The sequence below is a fragment of the Scandinavium goeteborgense genome, from assembly GCF_003935895.2.
Classification (GTDB): domain Bacteria; phylum Pseudomonadota; class Gammaproteobacteria; order Enterobacterales; family Enterobacteriaceae; genus Scandinavium; species Scandinavium goeteborgense.
In genome coordinates, this window is the sequence record NZ_CP054058.1 from 2,470,781 (window position 1) to 2,481,040 (window position 10,260).

General features: G+C 52.2%; 11 protein-coding genes. 5 read left to right on the forward strand and 6 right to left on the reverse strand.

The genetic code is table 11. The features are described 5' to 3' along the window. Window positions 1–35: 35 nt before the first annotated feature. Both A8O29_RS12765 and ttcA read left to right on the forward strand, forming a co-directional pair. Window positions 36–200, forward strand: a complete 165-nt coding sequence (locus A8O29_RS12765) for a hypothetical protein (RefSeq protein WP_168713852.1) — start codon at window positions 36–38, stop codon at window positions 198–200. Between the two features lie 170 nt (window positions 201–370). After that, window positions 371–1,306: a tRNA 2-thiocytidine(32) synthetase TtcA gene (ttcA, locus tag A8O29_RS12770; RefSeq protein WP_125353923.1), complete on the forward strand. Its 936-nt coding sequence runs from the start codon at window positions 371–373 to the stop codon at window positions 1,304–1,306. Between the two features lie 54 nt (window positions 1,307–1,360). Here ttcA and ynaL read toward each other — a convergent pair whose 3' ends face one another. Next, entirely contained in the window at window positions 1,361–1,498 is a 138-nt protein-coding gene (ynaL, locus tag A8O29_RS12775) for a proline-rich small protein YnaL (protein WP_159774631.1), read from the reverse strand. Window positions 1,499–1,774: 276 nt separating this feature from the next. Next, window positions 1,775–2,758, reverse strand: a complete 984-nt coding sequence (gene zntB / locus A8O29_RS12780; RefSeq protein WP_125353922.1) for a zinc transporter ZntB — start codon at window positions 2,756–2,758, stop codon at window positions 1,775–1,777. Window positions 2,759–2,787: 29 nt separating this feature from the next. Between zntB and A8O29_RS12785 the strand changes: the two genes are divergently transcribed. Continuing rightward, the gene (locus tag A8O29_RS12785) at window positions 2,788–2,937 is read left to right on the forward strand and encodes a hypothetical protein (protein WP_174081322.1); all 150 of its coding nucleotides are present in this window, start codon (window positions 2,788–2,790) and stop codon (window positions 2,935–2,937) included. Between the two features lie 45 nt (window positions 2,938–2,982). Here the strand turns inward: A8O29_RS12785 and A8O29_RS12790 are convergent, their stop codons facing one another. Then, the gene (locus A8O29_RS12790) at window positions 2,983–4,158 is read right to left on the reverse strand and encodes a methyl-accepting chemotaxis protein (RefSeq protein WP_125353921.1); all 1,176 of its coding nucleotides are present in this window, start codon (window positions 4,156–4,158) and stop codon (window positions 2,983–2,985) included. 437 nt (window positions 4,159–4,595) lie between these two features. Here A8O29_RS12790 and A8O29_RS12795 point away from each other — a divergent pair, with 437 nt between their 5' ends. Then, a complete protein-coding gene (locus A8O29_RS12795) occupies window positions 4,596–6,716 on the forward strand; it encodes a putative bifunctional diguanylate cyclase/phosphodiesterase (RefSeq protein WP_174081431.1) in 2,121 nt (706 codons plus the stop codon). Between the two features lie 63 nt (window positions 6,717–6,779). Here the strand turns inward: A8O29_RS12795 and A8O29_RS12800 are convergent, their stop codons facing one another. Both A8O29_RS12800 and A8O29_RS12805 read right to left on the reverse strand, forming a co-directional pair. Continuing rightward, the gene (locus tag A8O29_RS12800) at window positions 6,780–6,992 is read right to left on the reverse strand and encodes a hypothetical protein (protein WP_110507980.1); all 213 of its coding nucleotides are present in this window, start codon (window positions 6,990–6,992) and stop codon (window positions 6,780–6,782) included. A gap of 78 nt (window positions 6,993–7,070) precedes the next feature. Further along, the gene (locus A8O29_RS12805) at window positions 7,071–7,928 is read right to left on the reverse strand and encodes a LysR family transcriptional regulator (RefSeq protein WP_125353920.1); all 858 of its coding nucleotides are present in this window, start codon (window positions 7,926–7,928) and stop codon (window positions 7,071–7,073) included. 97 nt (window positions 7,929–8,025) lie between these two features. Between A8O29_RS12805 and A8O29_RS12810 the strand changes: the two genes are divergently transcribed. Further along, entirely contained in the window at window positions 8,026–8,532 is a 507-nt protein-coding gene (locus tag A8O29_RS12810) for a phenolic acid decarboxylase (protein WP_125353919.1), read from the forward strand. A 78-nt stretch (window positions 8,533–8,610) separates the two neighbouring features. Here the strand turns inward: A8O29_RS12810 and A8O29_RS12815 are convergent, their stop codons facing one another. After that, complete coding sequence (locus A8O29_RS12815) at window positions 8,611–10,227, reverse strand: peptide ABC transporter substrate-binding protein (RefSeq protein WP_125353918.1); 1,617 nt, start codon at window positions 10,225–10,227, stop codon at window positions 8,611–8,613. Between the last annotated feature and the right edge of the window lie 33 nt (window positions 10,228–10,260).

Sequence of the window (10,260 nt, forward strand, 5' to 3'; positions counted from 1 at the left end):
TCTAGAGTGAATTCATCACAACAGGAGATGAAATCATGAACAGCGTCCACACCTGGCTTCGCAATCTCAAAGCCGCCTGGCTGCAAGAGCCGACGGGTATCCATCACCTTGGTCCACTGTATCTGACCCCGGCGCAACGTTACGCGCTGCTGAAAGAACTGATGATGCCAATCAGCGAAATCAAAAAACCCGGCAAGTAAACGCATTGCGACATAAATCACGCTGGTATTCGGCGCTGTAATCCGTACCATACACGCCAGACTTTCGCCAGGGCAGCCGCAGATTATTGCTACAATTCATCAATGATCCCGGTGTTCGTCAGTGCTCCTGACGCTGGCTGCCATTTACCTACGACCAGAGCCATCATTACATGTCGCAAAATCAAGAAACGAGCAAGAAAGACCAGTACAACCTGAACAAACTTCAAAAGCGCCTGCGTCGTAACGTGGGCGAAGCTATTGCCGACTACAACATGATTGAAGAAGGCGATCGCATTATGGTGTGCCTGTCCGGCGGCAAGGACAGCTACACGATGCTGGAAATTCTGCGTAATCTGCAGCAGAGCGCGCCGGTGAACTTCAGCCTGATCGCCGTTAACCTCGATCAGAAACAACCGGGCTTCCCGGAACACATTCTCCCGGCTTATCTCGAAACGCTTGGCGTTGAGTACAAGATTGTCGAAGAAAACACCTACGGCATCGTGAAAGAGAAGATTCCGGAAGGCAAAACCACCTGCTCACTGTGCTCACGTCTGCGCCGCGGTATTCTGTATCGCACCGCCACTGAGCTGGGCGCAACCAAAATCGCCCTCGGCCATCACCGCGACGATATCCTGCAGACGCTGTTCCTGAACATGTTCTACGGCGGAAAAATGAAAGGGATGCCGCCGAAGCTGATGAGCGACGACGGGAAGCACATTGTTATTCGCCCGCTGGCCTACTGCCGCGAGAAAGACATCGAACGTTTCGCCGAAGCGAAAGCGTATCCGATTATTCCGTGCAACCTGTGTGGCTCTCAGCCTAACCTGCAACGTCAGGTAATTGGCGATATGCTGCGCGACTGGGACAAACGTTACCCAGGCCGCATCGAAACCATGTTTAGCGCGATGCAAAACGTGGTGCCTTCGCATCTGTGCGATACCGAATGGTTCGATTTTAAAGGCCTGAAACACGGCGCAGAAGTCGTGAACGGCGGCGACCTGGCATTCGACAGAGAAGACATCCCGTTGCAGCCCGCAGGCTGGCAGCCGGAAGATGAAGAAACGGATATGCTCGCTAACCGTCTCGATATCGTCGAAATCAAGTAAGCGCCACACGCAATGACTAAGCCCTCTTCGCGAGGGCTTTTTTATGTCCGAGGACTAGCCAAACGGCGGCGGATCGATAATCGGATGTGGGTCTGGATCGCCAGGCGGATCGGGCAGCGGCTGAGGCCGTGGAATGGGGTCAGGCACTGGCACGGGATCGGTGGGAATCGGGTCGCTGAGTCGCCACGTCATTTTTTGCCTCCAGTTCTGTGGGTGTTCTTTAAGGGTAGTTGTTCTGGAGTGTGAGGCAAAAAAAAGCCGACTTATCTAAGTCGGCGTCGTACGAATCAAATTGTGCTATGCAGTAATTCAAAAAAAGGAAGTAAGACAATATGGAGCGCAACGCCCATCGCTTGACGTTGCATTCACCTGCGAGGAAGATATTGCCCTGAATGGGTAGAGCGTTTATTGACCTCGCTCAAATTTGGCGGCGTTTATAGGGGCATAAGTTGTCATAAAGCCTATTTTTTACAACCATTTACTGCGGTGTAACCACCACGTAACACCACCAATCAACACCACCAGCCCAATACAAAACAGCGAAAAGCCGAAATGCCAGCCGCCGCCCGGAATGCCGCCGAGGTTAACGCCAAACAGTCCCGTCAGGAACGTACTCGGCAGAAACACCATCGCCATCAGTGACATGGTATAGGTTCGGCGCGATAAGGATTCCTGCATCACCTGCGCGATTTCATCGGTCATCACCCCTGTTCGGGCGATACAGGCGTCAATCTCATCCAGTCCACGGCCGAGTCGGTCAGAGATATCCTGCATTCTGCGGCGCTGATCGTCGTTCATCCACGGGAAACGTTCACTCGCTAATCGAGCATACACGTCTCGCTGCGGTGCCATATAGCGGCGCATCACAATCAGCTGTTTGCGTAGCAGCGCCAGAAAACCGCGTGGGGGGATTTGCTGATCGAGCAGATTATCTTCGAGATCGATAATTTTATCGTGCAGCTCCTCGATAAATTCACTGGCGTGATCGGTCAGGGCATCGCAGACATCCACCAGCCAGCCGCCGCAATCAGTAGGACCGGTGCCCTCTTCCAGATCTTTCACCACGTCGTCCAGCGCCAGCACCTTACGCTGACGCGTCGACACAATCAGCCGCTCATCCATATACAGGCGCATTGCCACCAGCTGGTCAGGACGCTCATCGGTGCTGCCATTAATACAGCGCAGCGTGATCAACGTTCCTTCCCCCATGCGCGTCACGCGAGGTCGAACGCTGTCACCCGCCAACGCATCGCGCACACTGTTTGGCAGCAGCGGCGTGGTCGCCAGCCATTCTGCGCTATCAGGATGGGTATAGTTGAGATGCAGCCAGCACGGGTTCTCATTATCAATGACCCTGTCATCATCCAGTGGGATAACCCCGCCTTTCCCGTCCAGCATCCAGGCAAACACCGCATCGGGTACGTTCACATCGGCTCCCTTAATGGCTTCCACAACGCCTCCATTAATTTTCTGAATGTGCAATGAAGTCTAGCCTCGCGAGAGCATTACGCAAAATGCAGCCCTGGCATCGCACTGAATTCGTTCATGAAAGCAGAATTATCTGGCAGGCCGATGCGCAGCGCAATGTGCAAATCGTTAACAAGAATGAAATATCGGCGGGCGGTAAATGAAACGGGCCTGCCAGAGCAGACCCGTTGAGCGAGAATAATGTGCGGTTAAAACGAGTGCCAGTAGTTCCTGTCGTTGCCAATTGCCGCCGCAGGGGCGGGCACGGCTTGAGGCGTTATTGCCGGAATGACGGGCGCTGACGCTTCGTTGCCGAGGCGGAAGTTTCGTGTCCGGGTCTGCAACTCCACAACCTGATGTTTTAAAACATCTGACGAACCGGCCAATTCTTCCACCACCGCCGCGTTACTCTGCGTCACTTTTTCCAGCTCAGATAATGCCTGGGTGATTTGTTCGATCCCTTTTTCCTGTTGCAGCGTCGAAGAGGAAATTTGCTCCATCAGATTACTCAGTAAACCCGAACCGGAAACAATGTCCTGCATATTCTTCTCGGCTTCGGCAACAATACTGGCCCCCTGGGTCACGTTATCGCTGGTGACGCTGATCAGAGTTTTAATATTTTTCGCCGCTTCGGCGCTGCGATGCGCCAGATTTCGAACTTCACCGGCTACCACTGAGAATCCTTTACCGTGGTCACCTGCCCTTGCCGCTTCTACCGCTGCGTTGAGGGCCAGAATATTGGTCTGAAACGCAATGCCGTCAATCAGGCTAATAATTTCCGTCATTTGACGCGCGCAGTCGGTAATAGACTGCATATTTGTCGCCACTTCGCCCATCAATTCGCCGCCTTTACGCGCGCAAAGCGTCGCATCCCCCGCGCGACCGCTGGCCAGACGGGTATTTTCCGCATTATTTTTGGTGCTGGCGGCGATCTCTTCCATGCTGGACGCGGTCTGCATCAGGGTTGCAGACTGCTGTTCTGATGTCACAGAGAGTTCTGCGCTGCGGTTGGCTAACTGCTCTGACAACGTCATTGCCGTTTGCGATGATGCGCGAATTTCCGAAACCAGCGTCGAAATATTCGTCGACAGACTATTAATGCCTGGAATTAATCGCCCCGCACAGTTATTACCAAATTCAGGGATATACACCGATAAATTACCTGACGTGACTTCATCAATACTACGCTTTACCGCATTAATTGGCGTCACCAGATATTTAGTCATATAGAGCCACAATAGCGATATCGCCACCAGCCATGAAATATTAAACATCACCATTACCGCTACGTTCGCGGATAACACAGCGGCAAGAATATCGATAATTAAGAAAACCACCAGTAAAAACATCAATATGAATGTTCTGACACTTATATTTCTTAACATAATCAGGCTCACAGAGATACTCGGAGGGGTGATATGGTTATAGCAGTTGCTTTCGCCATTTCAATATAATTCCTGTTGGAAATTAATATTCCCGGTTAAAGAGGGCGAGTTTGACTTTGGCAAATTATTTATCTAACCCACTGCCGACTTTTCAGTTTATTATTCTTAAAATTAACATTTCATGTCAATAACGCGATAGTTTATCGCCCATCCACCCGCACAAAACGCACTTCATTTCACTGGCGCTATACGACACTTAAGTAATACTTAAGTCTTAGCCTGTTTTCTGCGCGTTCTTTTTTACCTTTTAGTAAAAATTCGAAACCGCTGAATCAATCAAAAGAAATACGGCATTTCTTCTCCTTTATTTCATTAGCATCGCCTGATGATTTGCTGTTACATTACTTTAACAATCTTAAAAAGAAGTGGATTGCATGATGCTGTACGTTTCGTGGGACCCGGTTCTGGTCGGTATTTCCTTTTTAGTCGCCTTTATTGCGTCATTTGTGGCGCTGGACAGCGCAGCCAAAATTGCTGCATCCAATAAAAAAGCTGCCCTTTTCTGGCGACTTGCTGGCGGATCAACGCTGGGAATTGGGATCTGGTCGATGCATTTTATTGGCATGCTGGCGATGAAAATGCCGATGATGATGCATTACGATTTTACGATAACCGCAGTGTCATTGCTGGTGGCCGTCGTTGCCGCCACCTTATCTATCAATATTGCCGTTACTGGCAATGTGTTATCACTCAAACGCCTGTGCCTCGCCACCGCCATTCTCAGCAGCGGGGTGGTTATCATGCATTATGTCGGCATGGCTGCCCTGATGATGCAGGACAACCTTAGCTGGAATTACGTCCTGGTCGTGCTGTCGATCATTATCGCCATTGTCGCCTCCGGCGTTGGCCTGTGGCTGGCGTTCAGTCTGCGCCTCAACAACAAAGGGGCGTTGATTAATCGTCTGACCGCGGCGGTTGTGATGGGCATCGCCATCGCGGCCATGCACTACACCGGCATGAGTGCGGCAGAATTCCAGGATCAGGGCCACAATATGGCCATGACGGGGGGCGTGAGCGAACTCGGGTTGTCCATCTGGGTATCGGCCACGACTCTCGCCATTCTCGGCGTGATGCTGATCATCTCGATGGTCGATTCACAGCTGCGAACCAACCGCCTGACGGAAAATCTACAGCAGCTCAACCAACAACTGGAGCAGCAGGCACGTTTTGATGGCCTGACCGGTCTGGCAAACCGCAGCCAAATTGATTTACGTCTCGAAGCCTGCCTGCAGCAATCACAGGTCACTCAGTCGCCTTTTGCCCTGATTTTTATGGATCTCGACCGTTTCAAACTGGTGAATGACGCCTGGGGACACCACGTCGGCGATCACCTGCTGGTGTCCGTCGCCAACCGTATCAGCGCCTGCCTTTCACCTAAAATGACCCTCGCCCGCCTGGGCGGCGATGAGTTTATTTTGCTGGTGCCGGATGCCACACAGGGCGACGCCGAAGATTTAGTGGCACGCATGGTGGAGTGTGTACGCCGTCCGTTTTACGAGGCTGGGCAAATTTTGCAGGTGTCGCTGAGCGCCGGGGTCAGCCTGTTCCCGCAGCACGGTAAAACGTTGCAAGAGTTGAAGCTGCGGGCCGATACCGCGATGTACAACATTAAACAGCAGAGCCGAAATGGCTGGGCGATTTATCATCCTGATATGGTGCACAAGGCCTGGGAAGGCGCTGAGTTTCTACAGGATCTCACCCAGGCGCTGGAGCGCGATCAGTTCGAGCTGTGGTATCAGCCCAAGTATAATGCGTTGAATAAAAGTATTTACGGCTTCGAAGCGCTACTGCGCTGGCGTCATCCGGCGAAGGGCATCCTGCTACCTGACGTGTTTCTGTCTACCCTGGAAAATACCGGGCTTATCATACCGGTAGGCTATTGGGTCATCGATCAGGCCTGTATGCAGCTTCGCCAATGGGGTGACCAGGGCCATCAGGACTGGAGTCTGTCGATTAACCTTTCTGCGGCCCAGTTCGAGCAATATGATATTTACGACACCATCTGCGGGGCGCTGGCTCGCCACGCAGTGCCACCGTCGCGCCTGACCATTGAGCTTACCGAAAGTACCGCCCTGCGCAATCTTGAGCGCAGCATCGACATTCTTAACGACTTCAACCGGATGGGCATCACCGTTTCTATTGACGATTTCGGTACCGGTTATTCGAACATGCTAACCCTGAAAAACCTGCCTGCGCGGGAGTTGAAAATTGATAAAAGCTTTGTGCGCGATATTCGCGACAACAGCAAGAACGTTAAAATTGTCGCCACGATTATTGATATCGCCCATTCGATGAACATGAACGTGGTGGCCGAAGGCATTGAAACGCAGGATCAGCAGCAGCTGTTGACCAGCCTCGGCTGCGGCTATTTACAAGGATTCCTGTTTGCCAAAGCCCTGCCGGTGAAAGAGATCCCGCAGTTGCTGGCACAAATCGAGAGTGCGAAAAACAGCACCGTCGCGCCCATCACCACGGCGGTACACAAAAAACAGGCGTGAAACCGTAATAAGTACTGGCGACATAAAAAAACCGCCCGCAGGCGGTTTTGATGTACGTTGGCGTTAATGGTGCTTGTACTCACCGGCGCTGTGCTGAGGCCCGATTCGCCCGGCTTCCACCAGGATCTCTTCTATTAATTCCTCAAGACACTCTTTCCCATGCTTATCGCACACCAGATGCACTTGCCTGAAAATTTCTTCTACCTTCATACCATCGCACAGTGCGGATTTCAGCATGATCGCGGCCCATCGTTTTGCTTCAGAATGCGTCAACATATCCCCTCCTGATACAGGATATGCATAAAGCGTAGTCTGCGGGCGCGCCTTTATCCACATCCTGGGAAGGGTTTTAGATTATTCCTTAATCAGGGTCAAAAAGAAGCTTACCGCCTCATCCGGCGACAACAGTTCTTCCCTGACGATGAGGTGCAAAGGTGTCGCCCGACGAACACCATGATTCAGCGGCAACACCTTGAGGCTGCCCGTTTCAAGCTGCGAACGGATATGCGCTTGCGGCAGCCATCCGTAGCCCACTTCTGACATCACGGCCTCAATGGCCGCATCGACAGTGGAAAATGTCCATGCATCACCGGCGGTGACAGAATTCTCGCGACTGTCAGCCATGCGAATCAACGGATAGAGGCTCAATATTTCCGCCGTCAGCGGTGCAGGCGTCGCAAAGAGTGGATGCTCAGGATGAGCAACCGCGACAAAATCAATGTTCATCAGCCATTCCCCGCGCCCGTTAACGTCCTGGCGACGGGTGACAATCAAGATATCTGCTTCGGTAAAAATCTCCGCATCTTGTTGAGTACTCTCCAGCACCTCAGTAAGTTGCACCTGTATGCGCGGATAGGCCTGCTGAAATTTGCGCAAGATGGCGAACAGCCGCCCGCGAGGAAAAATGCTGTCTACCACCAGCTTCAGGCGGGTACGCATTCCATCCTGCAAATTAGCCGCCCGCATCTCAACGTGTGAAAACGCATTCAGCAAGGGTCGGACCCGATTGAGAAGCTGCTCTCCCGCCGGGGTCAACACCGCCCGCCGCCCTTGCGGAATCAGCAACGTAACGCCGAGACGCTCCTGCAAAAGCGACAGGTTATAGCTGACCGATGACTGGCTACGATGCAGGGCATCAGCCGCACGGGCGAAACTCCCCAGATCCACCACTTTTTCCAGAATCGCCCATTGTTCGAGAGTTGTTTTTTGCATGATTAATCTAAAAATCGAATGATTATCATCTTAAATTAGCGTTATTCATCCATATTTTAAAGGATTAAGATAATCTCAACTTAAGAAGGAGCACAATATGAGCACATTCGACAGACATGATTTAAGCGGTTTTATCGGTAAACATCTGGTGTATACCTATGATAATGGCTGGAATTACGAGATTTATGTGAAGAATGGCCAGACGCTGGATTACCGTATTCACAGTGGCCTGGTGGGAAATCGCTGGGTGAAAGATCAGCAAGCCTGGATTGTTCGCGTTGGCGAAAGCACCTACAAAATTTCCTGGACGGAGCCAACCGGAACTGACGTCAGCCTGATAGTGAATCTCGGCGAAAAACTGTTCCACGGCACCATCTTCTTCCCACGTTGGGTGATCAATAATCCGGAAAAAACAGTCTGTTTCCAGAACGATCACATTCCGCTGATGGAATCTTATCGTGATGCCGGTCCCGCCTACCCGACCGAGGTAATTGATGAATTCGCCACCATCACCTTTGTGCGAGACTGCGGAGCGGATAACGACAGCGTCATTGCCTGTGCCGCCAGCGAATTACCGGCTGATTTTCCGCAAAATCTGGCGTAATACGTCACGATGTTAAGCGATATCAGAAAGGCAGCAGGCGCGAGTGAAATCGCGCCTGCTGTTTTTTACGAAGGGAAATTAATGCTTGATAATGTACATCGTGCGGCTGTACGCCACGTCTTCCGGGTTATCGATTGGGTAGCCTTTCAGCCACGGTTTAATCAGACGCCCGTTGGTGTACTGATAAATTGGCGCAATCGGTGCCTGAGCGGCAAGGATTTTCTCGGCTTCGTTATAGTCGTCATTACGCGCTTTTTCGGTCGTTTCCTGCGTCGCCTTGTTGATAACTTTGTCGTACGCCGGATCGTTAAAGCGGGAAATGTTTCCGCTGTGGGTAGAGGTCAGCAGCGACAGGAAGGTTGACGGCTCATTGTAATCCCCAACCCAGGAGGCGCGGATCACGTCAAAGTTGCCGGTGTTACGGCTGTCGATATAGGTTTTCCACTCCTGGTTCTGCAACTTCACATCAACGCCCAGATTCTTCTTCCACATCGACGCCACCGCGATGGCGATTTTCTGATGGTTTTCAGAAGTGTTGTACAGCAGCGTCAGTTTCAGCGGACGCCCCGGTCCATAGCCTGCGGCCGTTAGCAGCGTTTTCGCCTGCGCATTCAGCTCTTCCTGACTCATTTTTTCCGCGGCCGTTGGCTGCGGTGTAAAGCCAGACGTCACGTCCGGGGTAAAGTGCCAGGCTGGTTTCTCGCCGGTGCCGAGCACTTTGTCCGCCATAATGCGACGATCAATGGTCATGCTCAACGCCAGACGCACGCGAGAATCTGCGGTTGGACCTTTTTGGGTGTTAAACGCGTAGTAATACGTACCCAACTGCGGCGGCGTATAGACCTGGCCTGGGATCTCTTTCAGCAGCTGTTTGTACTGATTTTTTGGGAAAGATTCGGTGATATCAATATCGCCCGCCTGATAGCGTTTCGTGGCGTTCGATTCCTGATTAATCGGCACAAATGTCACCTGCTTGATGACGGTTTTGGCGTTATCCCAGTAGTTTGCGTTTGGCACAACCACCAGCTTTTCATTGACCACGCGCTCTTTCAGCACGTAGGCACCATTGCCAATCAGCTTGCCAGGACGGGTCCAGTTAGGATCGCTCTCGACGTTGGCTTTTTGCACCGGATAGAGGGAGAAGTTGGCGGTCAGGTTCACGAACCATGGCAGCGGTTTATCCAGTTGCACGCGCAGAGTTTTGGCATCGACGGCGGTAACGCCGAGTTTATCCGGCGTCGCTTTGCCATCGATAATATCCTGCGCATGGGTAATGCCCGCCAGCGCGGCGAACCAGGCAAACGGCGAGGTCGTTTTAGGGTCAACCAGACGCTGCCAGCTATAAACAAAGTCCTGGGCGGTAACCGGTGTGCCGTCGGACCATTTCGCATCATCACGCAACGTGAAAGTCCAGGTGCGGTTATCGTTGGTCTGCCATTGGGTTGCGACGCCCGGGATAATATTGCCCTTCCCGTCCTGGTTCACCAGGCCTTCAAACAGGTCGCGGATCACCTGAATTTCCGGTAATCCCACCGCCTTCGCCGGATCCAGCGACGCAGGCTCATCTTTAATGTGACGAACCAGCACCTGCTGCTGCGCCAGAACGGTTCCCTGCGGAACGTCGGCCGCAAAGGAAAGAGAAGAAACGCCACTCAGCGCCAGCGCAAAACAGATAGACGATACAGGAAACTTCATGGGATCCCCTTGTTCCAATAAACCCAACCAACT